The sequence below is a fragment of the Ktedonobacter robiniae genome (genome assembly GCF_016587375.1).
Classification (GTDB): Bacteria; Chloroflexota; Ktedonobacteria; order Ktedonobacterales; family Ktedonobacteraceae; genus Ktedonobacter; species Ktedonobacter robiniae.
On record NZ_BNJG01000003.1, the window covers coordinates 298,808 to 320,187 of the forward strand.

The following is a 21,380-nucleotide window of genomic DNA, read 5'->3' on the forward strand; positions in this document are numbered from 1 at the left end:
ATTTCATAAGTGGTCCAGACTGAGATAGTGTTTTAAAACGGTCGCGATGGGAAAGCTGGCACGAGCGTGGTGAGCATACGGTAGCTGGCAGAGAGCTTGATAAAGGCCTCACTGCTCTGTGGGAGCCCCTCGTGATCGCGGCAAAGCCTCCTCCAGCGCACGATCCAGGAGAAACTGCGCTCAATGATCCATCGCTTGGGCTGAGGCCGCAAGCCTGTGGGAAACAATGCGTCCCAGTCCACCTCCTCCCCTTCGGGCACGAGCAGGCCTCGTTTGGGGAGCGTGACTGCATGGATGGTCTCAATCGTCCAGCCCAGCGTTTCTTTCACCCAGGTCAGAAAGGTTCCGCCGTAATGACTATCGCCCCAAATGAGCTGCAGACGGGGAAGCGCATTCTTGAGTGGCTCGAGCAGGGCAGTGCCGCCCTGGTGATCAGAGGCCTGGGCTCCTGTCACCTTCACAGCCAACAGATTGCCCTGCGTATCGACGAATGCATGACGCTTGCGGCCCCACGTTTTTTTTCCCGACGGCGTAGCCCTTTTCAGGACCCCGAACCGCACTCGTTTTGATGGATTGACTGTCGATGATCGTCGCACTTGGCTCTTCCTCTCGGCCTTGCCTGGTGCGCATCCGCATGCGTAGGGTTTGCAGAATACGATCCCAAACGCCTTCGCGCTCCCAGCGGTGAAAATTGTAATAGACGCTTTGCCACGCGGGAAATTCATGGGGCAGCATGCGCCAGGGACATCCACTGCGCAAAACGTACAAAATTGCATTGACGACCTCGCGCCGCGAGACAAACGGCTTGCGGCCCTGCAGGGATGGTTGAGGGATCAGGGGTTCCAACAGTTCCCACTGCTCATCCGTCAGATCGGAGGGATAGGCTTTCCTCCCCAGTGTCACCTTCATACGCCTTCTGCACTTTCTTTCTGCTTCTTCGACTCGTTACATCAACCCCTTTCTTCTTCCTCTCGGCGAGATGACCACTTTCAAACACTATCTGAGAAACTGTTTTGGAATGCGAGGCGGTAATGCTACATGGCCAAAATAGCAAGATCGGAGAAGTTTTTGCGCAGATTTGACGGTAGAAGGGGTCAGCGTATCAAAACCTGAATTAACTCGATTCCCTTTCGAGAGAGACAACGACGTACACAACGAAGGATTTTTGAGCTTCTCTCCTTAGAGGAAGAACGGTTATCTTGATGCATATGATTTAGTAAAGCACGCATACTGAGAAGAAGAGGGGAGCGCACCAGCGCAACAACGGTTCACCAAAGATTCTCCGACAAGATCTCAGGCAAAATGTGACCATTTTTCACTCGAAGCAGTGCGAATCGTCTTCTCCGATGAAAAGCTCCTTGTCGGAGAATGGCTATTCTCCGCCGAGCATTCAGCGATGAGTTGACTGGAAGCCTTGCACCTGAACATGAACGACGTCCATGACTCTCAGTGTCTTTATGGGTGAAAAAGGAAAGGAAAAGAGCGTTCTCACAGGGTTTCCCGCCACTGCAATGTTTGCGCATCTCGACCAGGAATACGCGTGAATATCCCTTGTGGATGAGGGGACAACGCTTGCTGATCTGCTCGGCCTACAGCGGTCTTCACAAAAATTGAGCCAGCGATCACCAGGCTCCTGAAACCTTTCTGATGAGCAAGGCAGTTTGTGAGTCACGTTGATAATCGGTAGAAGTGGAAGCCTTGCCAGAACCATCCTTGACGAAGAGCGACGCAGAGTTTCAGCAGAAAAACATGTCTCACGGGGAAAACGAACTCCTACGATACTCGGCCCCTATGAAATGAGTACTACAGATGATGGAGGGAAGGTTCGTCGAGCGTCTTGATGAAAGACCACCACAGGTTCAAACCCAACGGCAAGCACCACGTCGTCTTGCACATATAACCCTGTTTTTTCGTCCAATGCAATGATCGGATGTTGCAAGCGCTCAGCAAAACTGCGGATCTGCTGATCATCTGTCGGTTGATAATGGCACCAGACGGAAGCGCCCTGAAGCAAATCCAGTCCAGTCGCGTCTTCCAGTCCAACGTCGTTCCGATCAAGCAATGATGCGGTGGAAATGTCTCTGCCGCAAATAATGGCCCCGGCACTGCCTCCATAAACGATGCCTCCAGAATGGAGGAAGTGCCGTATGACCTGATCAAATCTCGCTTCTTTGAGATCACGCAGGAGTTTAAATGTATTGCCTCCACCGATATACAGTGCTGCAAAGGGGTTCAGATCATCTACTGTCTTTGCCGAGACATCACTCCACATCGTGATGTGATCGAGACCTAAAGGGGTAAAGACCGATCCAATCCACTCGTAGCCAGAGGCATAGGGCCTTTGCTGAGGGTCCAGAGCCAGTGGTAAATAGACCATCGGCCCCTTGGCTGTGAGTTGAACGAGTAACTGATCAAGCAAGAGAGAGTCTTCCGCACTCCCCCCACCTGAGAGAAGCAAGCGAGGCATGTTTTTCCTCCATCGTTTTTGGTCCGAGACGATCGGCCTTACTGCTCACCACCCAACAGGAAAGCTTCTCTCTGAGAGGTCTCTTCCGCTTGGAAAGACGAAAGGGAGGTTGAGCGGTAACCACAATGAGTAAACCATCCAAGGGCATCGTGAGCGGTAACAGTGAGGAGCGCTTGTCCTATAGCTTCTTGTAACGTCTCTGGAGTGCGCGCCCCCACACGGCGTAAAAAAGCTTTCAGTTTCGAGAATGCCTCCTCAATCGGCGACAAATCGGGAGAATAGGCTGGCAGAAACAAGAGTTGGCATCCCCGTGCTTCGATGGCTTGCCGCACCTTTTCGCTGGTATGTGTGTTCAAATTGTCCAAGATAACCATTTGTCCTGCTTGTAAACTTGGTGCCAGCATCTGCTCAATATAGAGTTCAAAAACGGCAGTATCTGCAGAGCCTTCAAGAAGGAACGCCTCTCCCATTCCCAGAAGCGAGAGCGAAGCCAGAAGCGTGTTATTGGCTCGTCTATTACGTGGAACTGCACCATACACTCGTTTCCCTTTCGGCGATCGAGCATATAAGCGGGTTAAGGCAATGTTGGAGCCGCATTCGTCTACAAAGACCAGCTTGCCCGCATCAAGTGTCTGAGCTTGTGCTCGCCAGACCGCGCGATCTGCTTCCTTCTGCTCACTTGCTCGTAACGTCTTTTTCTTTCGGGTCCAGTTCAAACGTTGGATCGCTCGGCTCATCGAGGCTGTGCTTACCCGAATACCCTGTGTAGTTTCCCAGATCTGACAATGCTCTTTAAGTGTTACGTCTGGATGGGCATCGAGCTGCGGTTGGAGTCCAGCAAGCAGAGCAGTACCTTTCTTAGTAGGGCGCCCTGGAATGGCTTGGGGTTTGACATCGCCGGTCTCGCGTCTCAGTTTAAGATAACGTTTGAGTGTCGCTAATGAGAGAGCAAATATCGTCACGATTTCCGCTCGTGGTCGTCCTTGATCCACTGCGCGAAGCACGCGCTGTCTCAGATCATATGAGTAAGCTTTCATGTTTTTATTATGGCATAAAAGCTCAATCTTTGTGAAGGCCGCTGTAGCAAGAGAATCTCAGGTATGCTCGCCGATTGCTGCTTACTTTTCCTTGAGCATGGCCCACACGCCGGGTAGCGCCAGTTGCTGAAAAATGCTATCCATCTGCTCTGGTGGATAGGGCATATCAGCCGTGACCCACCACTTGAACAGTGTGAGAAAGGCCCCGGCCAGGTACTCGGAGACCACTGGCAGAGGAATCGGCGGAGAGCGTCTTTCTGCGCAAAGGGTGCTGAGCGTCGGTTCAATCATGCGGCAAAGCGCCGCCTGTAACGCGTCCAATAAGGGTTTGCCCGCGCTACTACATATCAGTGCCCGCAGCTGCTGATTCGCAGAAGCATACGCGTGCACAAAGAGTTCCAGACTAGGGATGATCCGTTGTCCCTGCGCGGCCTGGGCGATGTGACCAGTGAGCATCGCCAACTCCTGCTCTACAATATGGTTGAGCACATCCTCTTTATCGAAATAATGGGCATAAAAGGTCGTGCGACCAATCCCCGCGCGATCCAGAATATCCTGGATCAGAATCTTCTCATAGGATTTTTCTGTCATAAGTTCCGCAAAGGCAGCACTCACCAGGCGCTGAGTGCGTTGGGAACGTCGATCTCTTTTCTGCTGTTTCACGGATGTCACATCTTTTTTTGCGAACAATCAGGGGCATTTGTTCGGTAGAGAACGGTTCTCCTGATGTGTGCTTGGCTCCGAGGGCTCTTCCTTGTATTCTTCTCTCTAGAGAATATCACATTCGGTAGCAAATACGCTGTTCTTCAAAATGAACAGAGAAAGAAAAGAGATGTATGAAAGACAACTCCTCCACACTTGATGTGGAACTCTTCGAGCGCTGGGGATCGACGTACGAACGTTCCTGGATGCAGCAACGCCTGTTTGATCCGGTCCACACTGCCGTCTTACAGCAAGCAGCCAGCCACTTCCAACCGGCGAATGTGCTGGATATCGGCTGTGGGAGCGGGAGGCTCTTGCGGAAAGTCCATGCCTATTGGCCGGAGACACACCTTTTGGGGGTCGATCCGGCGCAAAAAATGCTAGAAGTCGCGCGCAAACTCACCCCGGAGGCTCACTTCTACCGGGGTTCTGGTGAGGCATTGCCCCTGGAGGATGCCTCGGTCGATCTCGCGCTCTCGACCATCTCGTTTCATCACTGGCGCGATCAGGCCGCCGGTGTGCGTGAGGTCGCCCGCGTGTTGCGACCCGGAGGCTACTTTCTGCTCGCCGATTTCACTGCCCCAGCCTGGCTTACATGGCTGTATCCACGTGTGCACAGTACGGCGCAGATGCGCGCGCTTTTTGAACAGGCGGGTCTGGAGGTACAGGCCCAGCTAGGTCCTGTTGCGCGCTTTGTGCGCATTACCATCGGCACACGCGCCAGCAAATGATTGATGCCGAAACATCGGTAAGGAGGAAAGAGATAATGAAAACCGAAAGTTTGTCCAGTGAGCGGCTGTTACACCTGGGCAGGATCATGGAGGGCTATGTGGAGCGCGGCGAGGTGCCTGGCATTGTCATGGGCGTTTGCCGACGTGGCGAGATCCATATCGATGTCGTGGGCAACACGTCGCTCGGTGGTTCTGAGCCGATGCGGCGCGACACGATCTTCCGCATTAGTTCAATGAGCAAGCCCATCACAGCGGCAGCGACGATGACTCTGGTAGAAGAAGGCAAAGTGCACCTGGACGATGCGGTGGAGAAGTGGCTGCCGGAACTGGCTAACCGCAAGGTGCTGGGGCGCATCGACGCGCCGCTTGACGAGACGGTGCCCGCGCAGCGTCCAATCACGGTGCGCGACCTGCTCACCTTTACGCTGGGCTTTGGACTCCTGTTGGCGCCAACAGGGGAATATCCAATCCTGAAGGCCGCCAACGAGTCGCAGATCGGGATGAGGCCAGCCGCCAGCCCCCAGGCAATGCCCGATCCCGATGAGTGGCTTCGCCGTCTGGGCACGCTCCCACTTATGTACCAACCTGGGAAGCGGTGGCTCTACGGGATAGGGTCCAACGTGTTGGGGGTGCTGATCGCGCGCGTCTCCGGTCAGCCCCTGGAGACATTCCTGCGCGAACGGCTCTTCGAGCCACTTGGTATGAAAGACACCGGCTTCAGTGTTCCGGCTGACAAACGAGATCGACTGGCAAGCAGCTACACCTCCAACCCGGCCAGCGGGGCTCTCGAACTCTTTGATAGCGTCCAGGAGAGCCAGTGGGGCCATCCACCCGCTTTCCCGTCCGGGGCCAGCGGGCTGGTCTCGACGCTTGACGACTACCTGGCCTTCGCTCAGATGATGCTCTCAGAAGGCAGGCATGGCAGCGAACGCACCCTGTCGCGGCTCTCGATTGAGGCTATGATTACTGACCAGTTGACGCCTGCCCAGAAAGCGGTGTCGAGCCCTCCGCTTCCTGGCTTCTTCGAGACGCATGGCTGGGGCTTCGGGGTCTCTGTGGAGACCCGGCGAGACGATCTTGCCTCGGTTCCAGGCCGCTATGGCTGGGATGGTAGTCTGGGCACCTCCTGGTTTTGTGACCCCAAAGAGGTTTTGATAGGCATTATACTCACCCAGCGCGCCATGGCCCTCGACATCTCCCGCGATTTCAGCACTCTGGCTTACCAGGCCATCGCTGATTGAATGGGAGGAAGCGGTCAGCACACCCTGGCCTTCTTCGGTATCTTCAAATGGGAAAAGCGTAGGTACGAGACTTTCTAGAGAATGGTTCTATGGTCTTACTGCAAAGGAAAAAACACATGAAAACTTTAGCGCAAAGTACTGGAGAACAGTCAACGGCGACGGGACTGCTCCTGGTTTGCGGTGCCCTTGGTTCGCTGTGCAACATGCTTGTCCTTCTCATCCTTGGAGCCACACGTTCTGGCTACAATGCCTGGCAAATCCCCGACAGCTCGCTCGAACTAGGGCCTGGTGGGTGGATCCAAATCACCAACTACATCGTCAGCGGAGTGCTCCTGCTCGCTTTTGCCATCGGGCTCAGGCGCGTCCTGCGCACCGGACGTGGTTCTACCTGGGGACCCATCCTGCTCGGCCTCTTTGGCCTCAGTTTCATCGGGATTGGGATCTTCGTGACCGATCCGGTGCTGGGGTACCCATCCGGAGCGTCGAGCATTACAACCATTCCCGGAACCATTCATAATCTCTTTGGTCAGCTGCAGTTCATCTCGCTGGCTGCGGCTTGCTTCGTGCTGGCACGGCGCGAGGCCGCCGATCCAGCCTCGCGTGGCTGGGCCTGGTATTCGGTTGCCACAGGTCTGCTGGTCGTCGCCTCTGATGTCGTCTTCGTCCTCACCTTCAAATTGTTGGACGGGGGTCCAGTAGGACTCATTGCACGAATTGGCATCATTGTGAGCGGGTGTTGGATCGCACAGCTTTCGATCCGCCTGATGCGCAAAAGGCCTCGATAGCTTGAGCCGTGGAACAGCCCAAGGAGCAGGCATACGTAGCCTGGCAGGTGATAGATCATGTTTCATTCGCTTTTCTGGCACATCGAGTACCGAAAACTTTAACTATAGAAGGAAGAGAAAGATCGTATGAGTACGACCCATCCCTTTCGTTTTGGGGTCACATTGCTTGGGGCCGCCACCAGGCAGGAATGGATCGCCAAAGTTCACAACGTCGAGGATCTTGGTTACGCAGTTCTGCAGGCGCCAGATCACCTGGGAAACCAGTTCTCTCCCACGCTAGCGCTCATGGCAGCAGCAGAGGCCAGCACAACGCTGCGTTTGGGAACGCTGGTCCTCGACATCAATTACCGGCACCTTGCTTTGCTTGCCAAAGAGGTTGCTACACTTGATCTGCTCTCCGAAGGACGCTTCGAGCTTGGACTGGGTGCAGGATGGATCGCCAGAGAGTCCCAGATGGCAGGCATTCCCTTCGATCCCGCAAGTCAACGTGTGGGTAGGCTAGAGGAAGCCGTTCAAGTGTTCAAAGGTCTCTTCTCCGATGGGCCGATGACCTTTGCTGGTCGCTCCTACTCGCTGAACAGATTTGAGGTCTTTCCCAAACCTTTCCAACATCCCCATCCCCCTCTGCTGCTCTCTGGTGGAGGGAAACGGATGTTGTCGATTGCTGGCCGCTACGCCGACATCATTACCCTCAATCCTCCTGTGGCACCAGACGGCAATAGCCTTGACATGACCGAGGCGACGGCGGAGGCAACGACACAGCAAATCGCCTGGATTCGCGAGGCGGCAGGAGACCGCTTCGCCCAGATTGAGCTTGGCAACTTTGTGATTGGAGGGGTCAGGACAGAGACAGAACAGCGACTCGATCCAAGGATCTCTGCGCTCTTTCGGTCTCGGACCACCAGAGAGCAGCAGTCCCCCCAGGGCATTTATACCCTGGTTGGCTCGGTGGATCAGATTTGTGAACAGGTGCTGGCGAACCGTGAGCACTTTGGCATTTCTTACATCAGTGTCTTCGAACCGGACCTGGAAACCTTTGCTCCCGTTGTCGCACGGCTCTCGGGCAAGTAAACGCAGGCGACGAGTGAAACAGAAATGATCAAGAGTGCATTTCACTCGCGCCGTGACCCGCGAGCGGAGAACAGACAACGTGAGCAAGAGAAAAACGATGTCAAACAAGGAGAGAGGAAATACACTATGTCATCAACAACACTGTATCGCTTGAGCGGGATCAGCTTACTCATAGGGGGCTTGTTCGCTGCTCTTGCTGCCGTTCCCGTCTTCTTCACGGGTGAAGATCCTACCAGTCCTATCGCCGCCACAGCGGCTCTGCTTCGCATCATTGGCGACATGTTGATCGTCGTAGGGTTGCCTGGGATGTATAGCAGACAAGCCCAACGAGTAGGTCTCTTAGGGCTGATCGGTTTCCTGTCCACACTTGTCTACGTTCTCATCACGGGAGTAGTTAATGATACCATCGCAGCCGTCATTCTGCCGTTCCTCGCATCGGCGGCCCCTTCCCTCCTGAAAGGGTCGCCCCCACAAGGATTACTGATCCTTTTTCTTGTCGGAAGTCTGCTGGGAGTAGTGGGTAGCGTGTCGCTCGGCGTAGCGATGCTGCGCACCACCGTCTTAACGCGCTGGGTAGGTCTACCGCTCATCCTTGGGGTAGTGCTCAACTTAGGCGGGAGCTTCCTTCTCCCGGCAGTTGGCACGACTGGCACTGTGCTATTCCTCCTCGGGTTGGCCTGGCTCGGTTTTGGGGTGTGGTCGTCTCGACAGCCCACGAGCCAGCCTGAGCTTCCACCAATGCCATTCGGGCCTGAGATGTGAAACACAGGCACGGCTCTCCGGCAAGGAAACGCTCTCTCAGCGAAAAAGGCGTTGATCTAGAATTCATTGAGAAAGAGGGCCTGTCCCATTTGTTCCAGTTTGCGCCTATCCCCGAAGCAAAACCCGTGATTGATCGTTACGTCGAGCGTCTCAAACATGCTACCGTGTCCCCCTCTTAAGCACACATTGAGGTATGAGTAGGATCTCTGCCAAAGTGACTTATAGTGGCAACGTGAACAGAAACTGCTGGCGCAACTGCCTGAAATGCTGTTAAGGAGAAAGATCATGAGCATCTATACCATCGTCCTGTTTGTGCATATCATCGGAGCCATTGGCTACTTTCTGAGCATTGGTAGCTGGCTGTTCATTCTGGTGGGCCTGCGGCGAGCACAGCGCGTCGAAGAAGTGCGTGCCCTCATGTATGTGAATGACCTGTCAGGCCCGTTCGGCGACGGCAGCGGACTCGTGCTGCTCATCGCAGGACTCTACCTGGCCCTGTCGGTCTGGAGCTTGCTGACGAGCTGGATTCTCGTCGCGCTGATCAGCTTGATCCTGGTCCTCCCAACCAATGCTGTGCTCATCGGGCCACGGAGAAGAGCCCTCATCAAGCAACTGGAGCATTCAGCCCCAGAGGGGAAGATTTCTCTCGCGCTCTCTCAGCACATCTACAACCCCATCCTCTGGACGACATCGCAAACCACGGCGGTTCTGCTGCTTGGGATTGTCTTCCTGATGACGACCAAACCAGACCTGGGAGGCTCTCTCATTGTGATGGCTGTCGCTCTGGTGTTCGGGCTACTCTCAAGCTTGCTCATCTCTCGGAGAAGACATACTTCACCACAGGAGGCGGCGGACCACCGGGTACCGAACAACGTGTCGGCTAGCTAGCAGTCTGTCGGAGAAAAGGAGTCCTGCCACGTTTCTTCGAGCCTGTAAAAAAGAGGCACTACCTCTATAGGTGGTCTTTTTTGCCAATGGTCATTAACCATTCTGCTGCTATAAAATGGAAACACGCTGGAGACAAGGAAAGAGAGAGACCATAATCTTGGAACAGGCCCATGGTACGAGCACGCCAGCCGTCGCTTCAGGCTCTCCTCATCTGGCTGGGGAAGAATGAAACGAGATATACATAAGAAAAAAAGGAGATGGTTCATGGAGAAAGTTCGCCTCACTGAGAAATTCGCATTGTTCGAGCAGCATTGGACTCCGAAAATTGTTGGGGAGTTGAATGACTCATATGTCCTTCTTGCGAAGCTGAAAGGCGAGTTGTTCTGGCATATACACGAAAGGGAAGATGAGCTCTTTCTGGTGATCAAGGGCAAATTGCTCTTGAAATTGCGTGATCGTGATGTCAGGTTGGAAGAAGGAGAGTTTTTTATCGTTCCGAAAGGAGTTGAGCACCTGCCAATAGCAGAAGAAGAAGCCCAAGTGTTACTGCTGGAACCAAAATCTACAATGCATACCGGCAATGTGGTGAATGAGCGGACGGTGATGGACTACGAACGTCTTTGAGCGTATTTTACAAACGCTTCATCAAGATATGCTGGTAAGTATAAGTAGAAGATTCAAAAAGGGGGACTACGACCAGGCGCTTGATCTGGCAGTGGGGCTGGGCGACTGTCTGCCACCTGAACATCTGGCGCGCTTCGTGTGTCCGGGACATGTTTTGAAAAGAAAACAGGCCATGTATGCAGTCTGATATGAGCAATTAGGAACTGCTCATCAGGCTACATTTTGGTGAGATGGAGGTTCCTCAGAGCGAGCAACGAGGTCTTTTCCTCCTCATGAAAGTTTCTGCTAGATAATACATGAGTTGTATCAGAACACCAGACCCCTGCATTCCCGCTTGGTGTCTGGTGTTCTGATGCAAGCATGCGAAGGCCACCCAAGCTCGGCAATGAGGTGACGGTAGCGCTCAAAGGTAGACTTGGGCGTATCATCACCACGGAATAAGCCGAACTGAAAATGCTTGTCGGATTGCGAACAGAAATCCGCTTCCCCTATGCAAGATGATAGAAAATGGGCATGGCCCCAACCTGGTTCACATTGAGATTCGCCTGCATATAAGTCCTGAAGCTCTTCTTAGTAACCTGCTGCCACAGAAAGCTCAACAGTCCATTCCAGCGCGCGTGGTTGATGATGGTATAGTCGGACTGCTCTCCCTCCAGTGGGAGGAGGAGGGTGGAATTGTCCATCCCTGTCTCCACGGCATACCAGCCAGCCAGATAGTCCCAGAGGGCCAAAGTCACTTGTGAGTCTTCACCTACAAAGTAGTTGAAGAGAAAAATCCCTTTGCGCCTCTTCTCGACATCCCCAACGCGCTTCACGTTGCGTGCGACGATGCTGTGCAGATCACTGGCTTTGCTGCTAAGAGCATCAACCAGCATGGCATATTCTTCCGTCTTCTGCACCTGGCGCGCGGTTTCAGGTGACCGTGTCTCAACAAGCACGACGATGTCATAGCGAGGAAGATGAATCGAGTCGCGGTGTTGCTTAACATAACCACTGGATGGTGCCATCACGATGGCGTGAAAGACGGTCGCCTTCTCGACCGCTTCAAGCTGTTCAAGCTGCTGCGCGAGGTACTTGAGCCTTGCAATCAGTTGGCCTTTCTCGCGTCTGATGGGCATGAATGGTGCCTGGCGAGGCTGTACAACTGCGGCGAGATGAATGTACCCAAGCGTTGTCGGCTCAATCAGCTTGACCGGGGATATTTGGAATTCTCGTTGACAATGTGCAGTTCCATGATTCCCTCCTCTTGGAAAACTCAGATGGTTTGCGCGGACTTGGCGTTGAAATCACGCTTCACCTTGGTCTAGTAGCTCGAGAACCGTCTTGAACCACTCCAGACGAGCGATCGTGTTGGGCATAAGCCAGAGCTGGGCATGAGAGAGGCCCGCGCGAGCATAGCTACGGAGTATCTCGGCAACTTCCTCAGGTGACGTTGGCCCCGGTTGCTTCCCCTGTGCAGAAGAGTGAGACCATCCCTGTGCCATGGGGAGTTTGACCACCACGGAGGCACTGCGACCAAGCGTGGCGGGGTCACGTCCAATAGCGGTACACGCGGCATCACCTGCGGCTTGCTGTGAACTGATCTCCTCAAGGCCTTGCAGTGGCCCCTCTGCATTCCAGAGGTCGGCATAGGTCGCAGCCAGGCGCAACATACGAGGCCCTTTGGCACCAATCAGGATCGGAGGGCCGCCGGGGCGTGCCCCGCGGGCCGTAGTTCGCAGTCCCGCGCCTGGTAGTACTTGCCTGCGAAATCAACTCGCCCTGTCCGCAGCAGCGGAACGATGATCTGCAACGCCTCCTCGAAACGGTCCACGCGATGGTCGGTCTTGATATCGAATGCCTGTTGCTCAGGTCCATCCCATCCGGCACCGAGTCCGAGGATCAGGCGTCCCCCACTGATCTCATCGATGGTATCAACCATCTTGGCGAGCAGTGCCGGATTGCGGAAGGCCGTACAGGCGACGAGCGAGCCCAATTCCACACGATGGGTCACGGCGGCCAGCGCAGCCAGCAATGACCAGCACTCCCAGATCCCTTGTGTGTGTTCCTGCCATTGGAGGAGCAAATGATCAGGCACCCAGAGGGAGTCAAAGCCAAGCACTTCCGCCTGTGAAGCTATGGCGAACAGATCTGCCCACCTTGCGGTCTTGCCAGCCAGAGCACCTTCGGTGATTGGCAGGTTGATCCCCACCTTGAGCGGGCGGGAGGTGCGCACCACCGTATCCATTTTCGTCCTGGTGTCCTCGGCAGATGATGGATCTTCAGTCATGATCTTCTCTTTTTTCCTTTTTCAGTCCAATGTGCGAAAGATGAGAGCTGACCCGTCTTCCAGAAGTGGAAACGTGCCAGCCGCCATTGTCCATGGTGCTGGACTCCTTGACAGACGTTTCCTCATCCAATATTTTGGATAGACAGGCTGTCTAATAAATATTTTGGATAGACAGACCATACAATAAAATATTGGAGGATGTCAAGTCTCTATGAGTCCACGTCCCTATCAACTCGGTCAGCGTCAAGCGGCCAGCGAACAGACCCGATCCCGCGTTCTCCAGGCGGCTCGCGAATTGCTGATGGAAAGCGCCAGCTTTTCCGGCTTCTCCATCGAAGCGGTTGCCCGTCGAGCCGATGTGGCCCGCATGACGGTCTATCATCAGTTTGGCTCCAAAATAGGTCTGCTCGAAGCACTCTGCGACTCTCTGGCAGTGACTGGCGAAATGGAGCAGCTCGCTTTGGCGTTCCGTCAACCTGATCCGCGTGAGGGGGTAGATGAATATATTCGCATCTTTGGTCATTTCTGGGAGGCTGATCGGCTCGTCACTCGTCGTCTGCGCGGTCTAGCGGCCCTTGATCCTGATTTCGAGCAGGTGATACGAGCACGGGACGAACGGCGACGGAAAGGTCTTCGGGTTCTCGTACAGCGCATCGTAGGGGAACACGACCATGCAGATCCAGACGCACTCAACGAGCTCGTTACTGTGCTCTACGCTCTCCTTAGCTTTGAGTCCTTCGAGGCTCTTGCTGGCCCTGCACGTCGTCTTGAAGACGTCGTTCCTCTGGTTTGCCGACTCGCTCACGCAGTGCTCAGCCTGTAGAAAAAAGCATGACGACAGAAAAGACGTGAGGAACTTTTCTCCTGGCAACGCTGTGATGAAGGCGGGCAAGTTTGAAACAAGAGATAACGCACCATCGCGAAGAAATCAGCTTCGATGGCGAACGCTTTCTTATCTGCTCGGTTTTTTGAGCTTCGTTGCGCATTCCGTGGGTGGAAACGACTCAACAGATGGCGGTATGCAGGATTCCCTGCCGCGCTCAATGGCATCGGCCTTGCGAGAAAGGTTTTCACAGATCGTACTGAGCATCTCTAGGAGTTGATTGCTCTGCTTGGGGTCAGCGCATCCCAGCCTTAGCGTACAGAATTCAGGTTTGGGTGCGCTGACCCCAAGCAGCATGGGTCCTTTAGGCTATTTTCCTATTCCAATTTTCTGTTCCAACTGTGGGCAAACCCCAGATTGTCCAGGCGGCATTCATGCAGTGTAAACAGAAGGTGATGCCAGGTTTAATTTCTCAGCATCGCTTAGATTTCATACGCTAAGCGCTAACGTCTAGTAATAGGTGATGTCCCAGTGGCTGCCTTCATCGGCGTAGCGATTGCCGGAGACATCATCATACATGGGTGCGCCATCGCCGCGCAGTCCTTTATAGGTGAAGTGATTGTGGATATAGTTTGTCACACAGGTCGTATGCGCAACGTCCACCTTGTAGCCGTTCCAATGGGAGTAGGTGCCACTCGCATGTCCCGTCTCGGTGCCGCCAGTAATGGTGATCGCGCAACCGCTCTGATTCTTAAAGGCGATAACACCATCAATCGTCCCTCTGCGAATCTGGTCAAGCGAGGTGCAACTTGCATTATTGCGATCAGTACAACCACCCGAGGATGTAACGCTGATGCCAGCGCTGCTGAGCAAGCTCGCGGCCTGGCTCTGCGAGAGTTTATCGCCATTGCTACCGCCACTTCCACTGCCACCAACCAGCTGGCTCCAGGTGTCAAGGCCCGCGATACCATCCGCGCTCAAACCTTTGCTACTCTGAAAGCTCTTCACCGCCGATTCAGTCGCCGGGCCAAAAGCGCCATCGGTCGTGAGGCTGGCACCATGCGCGTTCAACTGCCGTTGCAAAGCCGTGACAGCGCTTCCATTGCTGCCATTCTGAGTGGTGACACTAAGCTTTTCCCAGGTTTGCGGACCCACAATACCATCTACCGATAAGCCATTGGCGCTCTGAAAGCTCTTCACGACTGAGGCCGTCCCCGAGCCAAATTGCCCATCGACTGCGAGGCTATAGCCGCGCTGCACAAGCATATACTGAATAGAGCGAACATTTTCTCCACTTGAGCCAGACTGATAGGTCGGCCAGATTCGTGCGGCATGCGCCGTCAAAACGACACCAAATAGCGCGACCACGATGGCCGCGACAAATAGAGGAGAAATACGCCAGAAGAGGGATACGGGTTTTCGCATTTCCTTGCTCGCTTTCTCTACACACATAGACGGGTACATCCATGCACCTGCGCATCCTGCATACCATCCCCAGGTAAGTGCAGGACACAAAAAATGGAGTCGCGGTTTATAGGAATGGTATCTACAACCCTTATAGTCACGTCTTTTATGACCGCTATGAACAAGCATAAACAACTTTCTCTATGAAAATCAAGGCCTCATGACTTATCCACAATCGCTGCACACCCTCTGAGGAAAAGTTCGTGGATAAATGGGTTGTATCCATCCTTCCTCAGCAGGTATACTTCGCTTGTGATCACACACTGGCGCGCTTCCAGCTCTATTTCGCAGAACTTTTACTTTGTTCATTGCAAGCAAGGAGGTTGATCATGTCCGCGACCCTTGTTGAGGAAGCCCTGGATGCGCCGGAAGTGCCAGAATTCACGCAGATTGTTCCTCGTAGTCTCGTCATTCGTCGCCGTCCCCTTCAGGAGAGCAATCAGGTTCGGGCCGTCCAAACGCCGCGTGCCTCCTCTCAAACTCGCACAAGGCAAATATCGAAGACAGCAAATGCAAAAGCACAGTCAGCGCCAGTCACCCAGGCAAAAAGGCATGTGGATTCAGGCTCCTGGCTACTCTATATCGGCCTGGGAATGATCTGCGCGCTCGCGCTTGCTTACCTGGGGCAGCTCGGCTATAGCTGGGGAAGCACCACCCTCGACGATATTCGCTATGGGCGTCCGCGTACTACACAGGTCGATCACTTCGTTGGTCACGAACTCTCTAGCACGCCAACGCACTTCACCGCCATCAACCTCAAAGGACAAATCTATATTATCGAACTTCCCGGTGGTGATCCTGCACACACGCGCCTGCTCACGGGACCACACCTGGCGGGTTCGGGCATTGATCTCGCTCCAGTCAGCCTGGACTTTTCTGGCGATCCCTACCATCCAGACCTCGTTGTAGAGGTCAGTACCGTGCAGGTGCGCTTCCATAACACAGGCCAGGGCTATGAAGCTGCTCGATAATAGAAAGGAAGGCCAGGCTCTATCCAAGAGAGCCTGGCCTTCCTGTTAAGTCGCTTCAGATGCTCATCAGTTAGCAGCCGTGGGCGACATCAGAGTAGTTATTCAGGTAGGTGAAGTACCCTTGAGCGGCACGCGATGGCTTCTCGCGTGCGAACCAGGAATAATGTACCTCGTCCTCGGGATGATAATCTACTCCATTAGGCATATGCACAGTAAAGCCATAGCCAACTACCGGATCGCCGGTCTCTAGGTCGCTGGTACAACCGTACTGAGGAGCGGTCGGCGTCACCCAGGGATTAATGCTGTTATTCACGAAGGGATCATCCATCCACTCCTGGACCTCGTGGCTCAGGCCATGAATGTCTTGGATGTAGGAGAACGAATCGCCGGGGTTAGCGCCGAAGATGCCAGGGTCACTATAGGAAGCAAACATATAAGTGTTTACCTGCTGCTGACCATTGCCATTGGCCGAAGTGGTCGCCCCATGATAGCCAAGCACACAGCAGTTGCTAGGCGTGGTCTCATAGAGGAACGTATTGTAGACCAGGAAAATGGGCAGGACATTAGGACTGATGTGCAGGTTGCGCATAGTCTCGTTCAGGCGATTGGAGAACCAGTGGTAATCCATCAACCCGATGTGAGCATGCGAGCGGCTACCAATCTCAATAAAGCCCTGATTGCTAGGCACACTGTAAGAGACAGTTGGGAGAATGGTTGGCTGGCTGAGAAGGACATGATAGTTAGAGCCTGATTTCCCCCACTGCGCGCGGTAGATCGCATCGCTGGCCTCTGTCACATCGCTGGGCTCATTGACAGGGCGAGCGTTGGCTGGTGCGACACCAGGAAAGGTTGGAGGCGCACTTGCCGTGGCATTAGCGGCGGCACCGATATCAGCCTTCTGGAACATGGGAGACTGAGCAGTGAGTGTGGATTTTATCGAGCCATCAAGGACAGTGTTATTGGGATCGGCTGACTGCACAAAGGTAAAGCGGAAAGGAATAATCACCGTTGGAATCGTCGTAGTAACGTCGCCTTTCGTGGGATTCGTGCCTACCATGGTGAAAGGATAGGTAACCCCATTAGTCGGATCGGTGAAGGTGGAGCCCCAGTAAGGAATGGTATTGGCATTCGCTGAGAAATTAGACGCGCTCTGATCGCTCTTAAACTGAGGCGTGCCAATGCCATCATCATCAGTCGTCGCGCGAGCGACACTCGTGCCTCCATGGAAATAGAACACAGCTAGGACGAGACTTAGTAAAACAAGAGCCGCTGCCACAGTCTTAAACAGACGTAATGTCCTCTTCATGAAGAGAATCCTTCCTAAATTTTGTGAACGCTGTATCCAACAATGTTCGGAGTCTACTTTGAAGTCTGGAGTATCCGATGCTTCAAAGCGAACCGTTGTTTCTCTTTGGGCTGCTTTCCCCTCCTCTCTCTAGTTACTAGCGCGCATTCTAGCTGCCGCCTGTACTTCCCATTAAGTCCGATCAACCTCTGATCAAAACCATGCATGCGCATGCATTAATGATAAGCGCGTCATGGTTTAGCCCGGAACAAGCGCGTTACCCTAAAATGGGGTCATACTCTATAGTTGCTTTTTTCGCTAATTTAGTTATGGCTTTATGCAGATATTTTCTTCATCTGGTTTAGTACCTATCCATCCTCCTAGCCAAAGAGCATACTATCAAGTAGGAAGGCTGAGGCTGAGCTCCAGGTATGCAGAGGCGGCACATCATCTGGCCTTGATAAGTGGCGCGACAACACACGAGGGTCGTGCGTGACCCGCCCCTGGCGTGTTATTGATCGTTAATCTCTGACTACTTCGCAGCCAGAACAGCAGGAGAGGGAATTTAGTTATATCGCTAAACTAGAAGGCTCCAGTGTCGTTCGGTGTACCCAGGCCAGTGGGGCCATCATAGCCCGTATCAGTTGTACAGAGATACGTAACTCCTGGAGCCAGAGCCAGTTGGGCGTAGGGTCCATGCTGGCATGCACTCTGCATCACGGGTGCAACGCGCCCTCGAGCTGCTCAAGCAACAGTTGCTGGCCTGCTGCCACTTTGAGCTGGACCACCGCAGGCATATTATCAACTATCAATCACACTGTGGCTGCTGCCCCACAACATCCTGTTGCGCCGAACCAGGGACTATGCATATCACGGTGCGCCAGCGAAAATAGCTGGAGCATGCAGCCAGGCTCTCATCGCCCTTGTGCTCGGTACCAGTACTGATAGGCTTCCTGGAAACCCAGTTTGGTGTACATCTGCTGGGCCGCCAGATTGTCACCTACCACCTGTAGGTAGGCAGACCTGGCCCCCTGTTCTCTTCCCCAGGCGAGCATCCCTTTGATGAGTTGTGTCCCATAGCCCTGCCTGCGCTGTCCTGGATCGGCCACTATGTCAAAGAGCCCCAGGGCCTCATGCTCCAGCACGCCCAAGCCGCAGGCGACGGGGACGCCTTGCTGGTAGAGTGCCGCGTAGAGATGCGGAGACGGGATACGCTCCAGCAATTCGCGGTGCAGGTGGTGTAACTCGATATAGCGCTCACTCCACTGAAGATAGATCGGCAGCCAGGTTTCGAGGGAAAGGATGTGCAAGTCCGGATTATTGGAGCCCTCATCAGCAGGCAATTGGGCAGACCAGACAAATGTACGGTCAAGATACTGATACCCTCGCTCAGCTAACATTTGATCTAGTTGCTGACTTTCCGTTGAGAATGAGGGGAGACGAAAAATAGTCGGTAGCTGTTGCTCGGCATACAAGCGCTCGCAATAAGCGATTTTTTCCTGAGCTGTGAGCAGCGAGGGATAGAGTGGCGTCACCGAATTTGCGCGTTTGGTATATCCCTGGGCAAAGCGCACGATCCAGCCATCAAAAAATAGTTGCTGAAGGGCGGGCCAGCTATTGAGTCCAGCCTCTTCAATACGTCTTTCAAACATCTAGACATACTCCATATAGATAGTTTTTAATATAGTTGGAGTGTACGCTATTTTCTATGTTATTTCCATCCTAAGGAGAGAGAATACATGCCATTCACTGTGCTGGAGACAGAACGTTTGCGCCTACGACGTTTTACAGAGTCCGACCTGCCACTTTTCATGGCCTATCGCAATGATCCTGAGATTGCCAGATATCAGGGGTGGGAGGGAATAAGCGAGGCTGAGGCCTGGGCCTTTATCATAGAACAGAAGGTAGCACAACCTGGCGTGCCTGGCGAGGGATTCCAGATCGCCATTGAACTCAAGGAGACGGAAACGTTAATAGGTGATTGTTTCTTCAAGGTCAACGCCCACGATAAGCTACAGGCCGAGATTGGGTATACCCTGGCGCGAGCCTGTCACGGGAAAGGCTATGCTACTGAGGCGGTCACCTGCTGGCTCAACTATGCCTTCCAGGCCTTTCACCTCCATCGCGTTATCGCCATTGCCGACTGCGAGAACCACGCCTCCTATGCCCTGATGGAACGTCTTGGTATGCGCCGCGAAGGACACTTTATTCAAAACACCTGGTTCAAGGGCCACTGGTGCGATGAGTATCTCTATGCCATTCTCAGAGAGGAGTGGCTGCGCGCTCATCCAGTTGCAAACGATAAAAGCTAAGGCAGAGAAAAGTGTCAGCGACTTTCCTGTTCGCTGATTTGGCGGGTGTGCGTCCCTCCTGGCGATGATACGTCTACATAGGTAGTTAAAGCGTCTTGATTGGCTTTATACGCGAGTTGAAGCGGTTTGGAGCGGTGGTACAATGAATGCTATAGATGCCAAGGTCTCTCTAGCGCACCCCTTAGAGAAGAAGATATGCGAACACTTGCCTGGACACGTCGCCACAATCTCAGGTGGCGTAAAGCCCTCGCTATAACCTTATTTGGTCTAAAATGTGCGCTCTCTGCGGCGCTTGCCTGGCAGGTTGCGTATCTGATTGCCGGAAAGGAGGCGGCAGCGCTGGCGGCGGTCTCTGCCGTCATTGTCTTGCAGGCAACAAGCTGGCAGACGATACGCAAGAGTATCGAGCGTGTCCTGGGCGTCTTTATTGGGATAGCGCTATCGGTGATCATTGTACATCTCCTGGGCCTCTCCGCCTTGACTATTCTCCTGACCGTCTTTGCTGCGGCCCTCTCTGGCCTCTTATTCAAGCAAAAAGGGGCCTACTTGGCGACACAAATTCCTATCAGCGCACTCCTGGGCCTGGTTGTTGGCGTGGGTGAGGAGAGCTATCCGTCGCTACGCTTACTGGGAGCGTTGATCGGGGGCGTGATTGGAACCGTATTAAGCCTCTTCCTCTCTCCTCCCATCTATGCGCAAAAAGCACAGCGCACTCTGGTAAACTTGCTGGAGGAGGTAGCACAAACCTTGCCCACCCTGGCCGATACGGTCGGGGGCACCGTTGCATGCTCGCGCCAAGCTGCTATCTATGAGCATATGCATGCTGTTGAACGCAAGGTGCGCTGCTCCGAGCGCGAATTGGCTCTAGGCAAAGAGAATTTACGCTTGAATCCCTGGGGGCGGGCGCTTCAGGATGTGACAGAGAGTCAACCATATCTGCTGGAGGCGTTGGAGAAAGTGACGCGCCAGATGGAGCGTATCGCCTGGACGGTGCAGGAGACAGGCCAGGCATGGAATGAGCTGAGTAGCCTGCACTGCTGGGCCAGGCGCTATGCCGAAATACTACGGATCATGGGCGAGATGCTGGAGTTTGTGGCTGAACGTGTTTATGTAATAACGCAGCAGGCACAAAGTCAGAGCGCCACCTGGGAGTATCCCCATCACAGCGAAGAGGAGGCCTTTGCTCAACTGGCGCAGACCCAAGAGCGCCTCAAGGAAGAAGAAGACGCGCTCCTGGAGGAAAAAGAAGAGTTGCTGTTTCCAGTACGAAATGTACCGCAGACGACTACGCGGGCCTCTTACCGCGCGGTTGTGCGCAGTTCTCTGCTTATGGATCTGCGCCGTATGCTCGACGAATTGGAGGACATGCTGGTAGCAGTCCGCCAACTCCAGGCAGGGTAATAACTGGCTGCCTACGCCGGGAAGTGGCCCTCCAGCGCCTGGATGTAACGCTCGGCTGAGCGCTGGACCGCTTGGCTGGCATCTCGCGGTACAATAGCCTCGAACCAGGCGACATAGAGACGGTCGAAGGAATAGTGCGAAATAGCCTGGGAGATATCGCGTACAGTAGAGGCTGACAAGAGGAATGGAATTCGGATAGCTATACTATGAAGGTGACCCGGTTGCGATCCGCGACCACATAGATAGTATCGCCAATCAAAAGTACACCCTTGCCCTCGGCTCCCTTGCTCCAGTACAACGCACAACTGCCTGGATAATGCCCTCCCAGGCGAACCAACGTGCTCCTTAAAAACGTTATGATACCCTTCCTCATATAGTTGCTCAAGTGTTGTCCATTGCTGACCTTTGCGCCCAACATATTGCCGCTGGTCAAGACATATTGGGCACGCGCTGGGGGGCCGCTCACTCTGAGGATACGGTGTGCCACAGGTCACGCAAATCCAATGCTCCATCTTTGTCGCTCCCTTGTTATATTTTCCATTTTGCT

Annotated in this window: 25 protein-coding genes; 12 read left to right on the forward strand and 13 right to left on the reverse strand. The window is 53.9% G+C overall.

The window, feature by feature from the left end; all coding sequences use genetic code 11:
- Positions 1 to 32: 32 nt before the first annotated feature.
- The 5 genes from JMJ04_RS33830 to JMJ04_RS33845 form a co-directional block, all read right to left on the reverse strand.
- A complete protein-coding gene (locus JMJ04_RS33830) occupies positions 33 to 545 on the reverse strand; it encodes a transposase (RefSeq protein WP_338001084.1) in 513 nt (170 codons plus the stop codon).
- Positions 433 to 909 (reverse strand): IS5 family transposase, encoded by a 477-nt coding sequence (locus JMJ04_RS47365; RefSeq protein WP_236038757.1) that lies wholly within the window; start codon positions 907 to 909, stop codon positions 433 to 435. Before JMJ04_RS47365 ends, JMJ04_RS33830 begins: the two co-directional genes overlap by 113 nt.
- A gap of 880 nt (positions 910 to 1,789) precedes the next feature.
- Positions 1,790 to 2,467, reverse strand: coding sequence for a Type 1 glutamine amidotransferase-like domain-containing protein (locus tag JMJ04_RS33835; protein WP_201374793.1), 678 nt, complete (start codon positions 2,465 to 2,467; stop codon positions 1,790 to 1,792).
- A 38-nt stretch (positions 2,468 to 2,505) separates the two neighbouring features.
- A complete protein-coding gene (locus JMJ04_RS33840; protein ID WP_236038758.1) occupies positions 2,506 to 3,504 on the reverse strand; it encodes an IS630 family transposase in 999 nt (332 codons plus the stop codon).
- A gap of 81 nt (positions 3,505 to 3,585) precedes the next feature.
- Entirely contained in the window at positions 3,586 to 4,167 is a 582-nt protein-coding gene (locus JMJ04_RS33845; RefSeq protein ID WP_201374794.1) for a TetR/AcrR family transcriptional regulator, read from the reverse strand.
- A 173-nt stretch (positions 4,168 to 4,340) separates the two neighbouring features.
- Here JMJ04_RS33845 and JMJ04_RS33850 point away from each other — a divergent pair, with 173 nt between their 5' ends.
- From JMJ04_RS33850 to JMJ04_RS33880, 7 genes are all read left to right on the forward strand, one after another.
- A complete protein-coding gene (locus JMJ04_RS33850; RefSeq protein ID WP_201374795.1) occupies positions 4,341 to 4,937 on the forward strand; it encodes a class I SAM-dependent methyltransferase in 597 nt (198 codons plus the stop codon).
- A gap of 35 nt (positions 4,938 to 4,972) precedes the next feature.
- Positions 4,973 to 6,178 (forward strand): serine hydrolase domain-containing protein, encoded by a 1,206-nt coding sequence (locus tag JMJ04_RS33855; RefSeq protein WP_201374796.1) that lies wholly within the window; start codon positions 4,973 to 4,975, stop codon positions 6,176 to 6,178.
- Positions 6,179 to 6,294: 116 nt separating this feature from the next.
- On the forward strand, positions 6,295 to 6,963 hold the full coding sequence (locus JMJ04_RS33860) for a DUF998 domain-containing protein (RefSeq protein WP_201374797.1): 669 nt from the start codon (positions 6,295 to 6,297) through the stop codon (positions 6,961 to 6,963).
- 126 nt (positions 6,964 to 7,089) lie between these two features.
- Complete coding sequence (locus tag JMJ04_RS33865; RefSeq protein ID WP_201374798.1) at positions 7,090 to 8,034, forward strand: TIGR03621 family F420-dependent LLM class oxidoreductase; 945 nt, start codon at positions 7,090 to 7,092, stop codon at positions 8,032 to 8,034.
- A 126-nt stretch (positions 8,035 to 8,160) separates the two neighbouring features.
- Positions 8,161 to 8,796, forward strand: a complete 636-nt coding sequence (locus tag JMJ04_RS33870; protein WP_201374799.1) for a hypothetical protein — start codon at positions 8,161 to 8,163, stop codon at positions 8,794 to 8,796.
- Between the two features lie 285 nt (positions 8,797 to 9,081).
- Positions 9,082 to 9,684, forward strand: coding sequence for a DUF2269 family protein (locus JMJ04_RS33875; RefSeq protein ID WP_201374800.1), 603 nt, complete (start codon positions 9,082 to 9,084; stop codon positions 9,682 to 9,684).
- A 264-nt stretch (positions 9,685 to 9,948) separates the two neighbouring features.
- Positions 9,949 to 10,308, forward strand: a complete 360-nt coding sequence (locus JMJ04_RS33880) for a cupin domain-containing protein (protein ID WP_201374801.1) — start codon at positions 9,949 to 9,951, stop codon at positions 10,306 to 10,308.
- A 488-nt stretch (positions 10,309 to 10,796) separates the two neighbouring features.
- Here the strand turns inward: JMJ04_RS33880 and JMJ04_RS33885 are convergent, their stop codons facing one another.
- From JMJ04_RS33885 to JMJ04_RS33895, 3 genes are all read right to left on the reverse strand, one after another.
- Entirely contained in the window at positions 10,797 to 11,426 is a 630-nt protein-coding gene (locus tag JMJ04_RS33885) for a hypothetical protein (protein WP_201374802.1), read from the reverse strand.
- 168 nt (positions 11,427 to 11,594) lie between these two features.
- Positions 11,595 to 11,960, reverse strand: coding sequence for a hypothetical protein (locus JMJ04_RS33890; RefSeq protein WP_201376130.1), 366 nt, complete (start codon positions 11,958 to 11,960; stop codon positions 11,595 to 11,597).
- 20 nt (positions 11,961 to 11,980) lie between these two features.
- Entirely contained in the window at positions 11,981 to 12,577 is a 597-nt protein-coding gene (locus JMJ04_RS33895) for an LLM class flavin-dependent oxidoreductase (RefSeq protein WP_201374803.1), read from the reverse strand.
- 211 nt (positions 12,578 to 12,788) lie between these two features.
- Between JMJ04_RS33895 and JMJ04_RS33900 the strand changes: the two genes are divergently transcribed.
- On the forward strand, positions 12,789 to 13,400 hold the full coding sequence (locus JMJ04_RS33900) for a TetR/AcrR family transcriptional regulator (protein ID WP_201374804.1): 612 nt from the start codon (positions 12,789 to 12,791) through the stop codon (positions 13,398 to 13,400).
- A 510-nt stretch (positions 13,401 to 13,910) separates the two neighbouring features.
- On the opposite strand, the gene JMJ04_RS33905 is transcribed toward JMJ04_RS33900, so the two are convergent.
- On the reverse strand, positions 13,911 to 14,825 hold the full coding sequence (locus tag JMJ04_RS33905) for a peptidoglycan-binding domain-containing protein (RefSeq protein ID WP_236038760.1): 915 nt from the start codon (positions 14,823 to 14,825) through the stop codon (positions 13,911 to 13,913).
- A gap of 368 nt (positions 14,826 to 15,193) precedes the next feature.
- Here JMJ04_RS33905 and JMJ04_RS33910 point away from each other — a divergent pair, with 368 nt between their 5' ends.
- Positions 15,194 to 15,835: a hypothetical protein gene (locus JMJ04_RS33910; protein WP_201374806.1), complete on the forward strand. Its 642-nt coding sequence runs from the start codon at positions 15,194 to 15,196 to the stop codon at positions 15,833 to 15,835.
- A gap of 70 nt (positions 15,836 to 15,905) precedes the next feature.
- On the opposite strand, the gene JMJ04_RS33915 is transcribed toward JMJ04_RS33910, so the two are convergent.
- Positions 15,906 to 17,141 (reverse strand): hypothetical protein, encoded by a 1,236-nt coding sequence (locus tag JMJ04_RS33915; protein ID WP_201374807.1) that lies wholly within the window; start codon positions 17,139 to 17,141, stop codon positions 15,906 to 15,908.
- A gap of 683 nt (positions 17,142 to 17,824) precedes the next feature.
- Between JMJ04_RS33915 and JMJ04_RS33920 the strand changes: the two genes are divergently transcribed.
- Entirely contained in the window at positions 17,825 to 18,013 is a 189-nt protein-coding gene (locus JMJ04_RS33920) for a hypothetical protein (RefSeq protein WP_201374808.1), read from the forward strand.
- Between the two features lie 21 nt (positions 18,014 to 18,034).
- Here JMJ04_RS33920 and JMJ04_RS33925 read toward each other — a convergent pair whose 3' ends face one another.
- Positions 18,035 to 18,772, reverse strand: coding sequence for a GNAT family N-acetyltransferase (locus JMJ04_RS33925; RefSeq protein ID WP_201374809.1), 738 nt, complete (start codon positions 18,770 to 18,772; stop codon positions 18,035 to 18,037).
- Positions 18,773 to 18,859: 87 nt separating this feature from the next.
- On the opposite strand from JMJ04_RS33925, the gene JMJ04_RS33930 reads away from it, so the two are divergent.
- On the forward strand, positions 18,860 to 19,432 hold the full coding sequence (locus JMJ04_RS33930) for a GNAT family N-acetyltransferase (RefSeq protein ID WP_201374810.1): 573 nt from the start codon (positions 18,860 to 18,862) through the stop codon (positions 19,430 to 19,432).
- Positions 19,433 to 19,627: 195 nt separating this feature from the next.
- On the forward strand, positions 19,628 to 20,833 hold the full coding sequence (locus JMJ04_RS33935; RefSeq protein WP_201374811.1) for an FUSC family protein: 1,206 nt from the start codon (positions 19,628 to 19,630) through the stop codon (positions 20,831 to 20,833).
- An 11-nt stretch (positions 20,834 to 20,844) separates the two neighbouring features.
- Here the strand turns inward: JMJ04_RS33935 and JMJ04_RS33940 are convergent, their stop codons facing one another.
- Together JMJ04_RS33940 and JMJ04_RS33945 are read right to left on the reverse strand one after the other, a co-directional pair.
- Positions 20,845 to 21,012 carry a hypothetical protein gene (locus tag JMJ04_RS33940; RefSeq protein WP_201374812.1) on the reverse strand — a complete coding sequence of 56 codons (168 nt, stop codon included), beginning with the start codon at positions 21,010 to 21,012 and terminating at the stop codon, positions 20,845 to 20,847.
- Between the two features lie 20 nt (positions 21,013 to 21,032).
- A complete protein-coding gene (locus JMJ04_RS33945) occupies positions 21,033 to 21,320 on the reverse strand; it encodes an MBL fold metallo-hydrolase (RefSeq protein ID WP_201374813.1) in 288 nt (95 codons plus the stop codon).
- Between the last annotated feature and the right edge of the window lie 60 nt (positions 21,321 to 21,380).

What these genes read in the sequence shown, in the direction of transcription:
- JMJ04_RS47365 (WP_236038757.1), bottom strand. Translation starts at nt 909, where the DNA reads ATGAAGGTGACACTGGGGAGGAAAGCCTATCCCTCCGATCTGACGGAT.
- JMJ04_RS33835 (WP_201374793.1), bottom strand. Translation starts at nt 2,467, where the DNA reads ATGCCTCGCTTGCTTCTCTCAGGTGGGGGGAGTGCGGAAGACTCTCTC.
- JMJ04_RS33840 (WP_236038758.1), bottom strand. Translation starts at nt 3,504, where the DNA reads ATGAAAGCTTACTCATATGATCTGAGACAGCGCGTGCTTCGCGCAGTG.
- JMJ04_RS33850 (WP_201374795.1), top strand. Translation starts at nt 4,341, where the DNA reads ATGAAAGACAACTCCTCCACACTTGATGTGGAACTCTTCGAGCGCTGG.
- JMJ04_RS33855 (WP_201374796.1), top strand. Translation starts at nt 4,973, where the DNA reads ATGAAAACCGAAAGTTTGTCCAGTGAGCGGCTGTTACACCTGGGCAGG.
- JMJ04_RS33860 (WP_201374797.1), top strand. Translation starts at nt 6,295, where the DNA reads ATGAAAACTTTAGCGCAAAGTACTGGAGAACAGTCAACGGCGACGGGA.
- JMJ04_RS33865 (WP_201374798.1), top strand. Translation starts at nt 7,090, where the DNA reads ATGAGTACGACCCATCCCTTTCGTTTTGGGGTCACATTGCTTGGGGCC.
- JMJ04_RS33870 (WP_201374799.1), top strand. Translation starts at nt 8,161, where the DNA reads ATGTCATCAACAACACTGTATCGCTTGAGCGGGATCAGCTTACTCATA.
- JMJ04_RS33875 (WP_201374800.1), top strand. Translation starts at nt 9,082, where the DNA reads ATGAGCATCTATACCATCGTCCTGTTTGTGCATATCATCGGAGCCATT.
- JMJ04_RS33880 (WP_201374801.1), top strand. Translation starts at nt 9,949, where the DNA reads ATGGAGAAAGTTCGCCTCACTGAGAAATTCGCATTGTTCGAGCAGCAT.
- JMJ04_RS33885 (WP_201374802.1), bottom strand. Translation starts at nt 11,426, where the DNA reads ATGCCCATCAGACGCGAGAAAGGCCAACTGATTGCAAGGCTCAAGTAC.
- JMJ04_RS33890 (WP_201376130.1), bottom strand. Translation starts at nt 11,960, where the DNA reads ATGTTGCGCCTGGCTGCGACCTATGCCGACCTCTGGAATGCAGAGGGG.
- JMJ04_RS33895 (WP_201374803.1), bottom strand. Translation starts at nt 12,577, where the DNA reads ATGACTGAAGATCCATCATCTGCCGAGGACACCAGGACGAAAATGGAT.
- JMJ04_RS33900 (WP_201374804.1), top strand. Translation starts at nt 12,789, where the DNA reads ATGAGTCCACGTCCCTATCAACTCGGTCAGCGTCAAGCGGCCAGCGAA.
- JMJ04_RS33905 (WP_236038760.1), bottom strand. Translation starts at nt 14,825, where the DNA reads ATGCGAAAACCCGTATCCCTCTTCTGGCGTATTTCTCCTCTATTTGTC.
- JMJ04_RS33910 (WP_201374806.1), top strand. Translation starts at nt 15,194, where the DNA reads ATGTCCGCGACCCTTGTTGAGGAAGCCCTGGATGCGCCGGAAGTGCCA.
- JMJ04_RS33915 (WP_201374807.1), bottom strand. Translation starts at nt 17,141, where the DNA reads ATGAAGAGGACATTACGTCTGTTTAAGACTGTGGCAGCGGCTCTTGTT.
- JMJ04_RS33920 (WP_201374808.1), top strand. Translation starts at nt 17,825, where the DNA reads ATGCACTCTGCATCACGGGTGCAACGCGCCCTCGAGCTGCTCAAGCAA.
- JMJ04_RS33925 (WP_201374809.1), bottom strand. Translation starts at nt 18,772, where the DNA reads ATGTTTGAAAGACGTATTGAAGAGGCTGGACTCAATAGCTGGCCCGCC.
- JMJ04_RS33930 (WP_201374810.1), top strand. Translation starts at nt 18,860, where the DNA reads ATGCCATTCACTGTGCTGGAGACAGAACGTTTGCGCCTACGACGTTTT.
- JMJ04_RS33935 (WP_201374811.1), top strand. Translation starts at nt 19,628, where the DNA reads ATGCGAACACTTGCCTGGACACGTCGCCACAATCTCAGGTGGCGTAAA.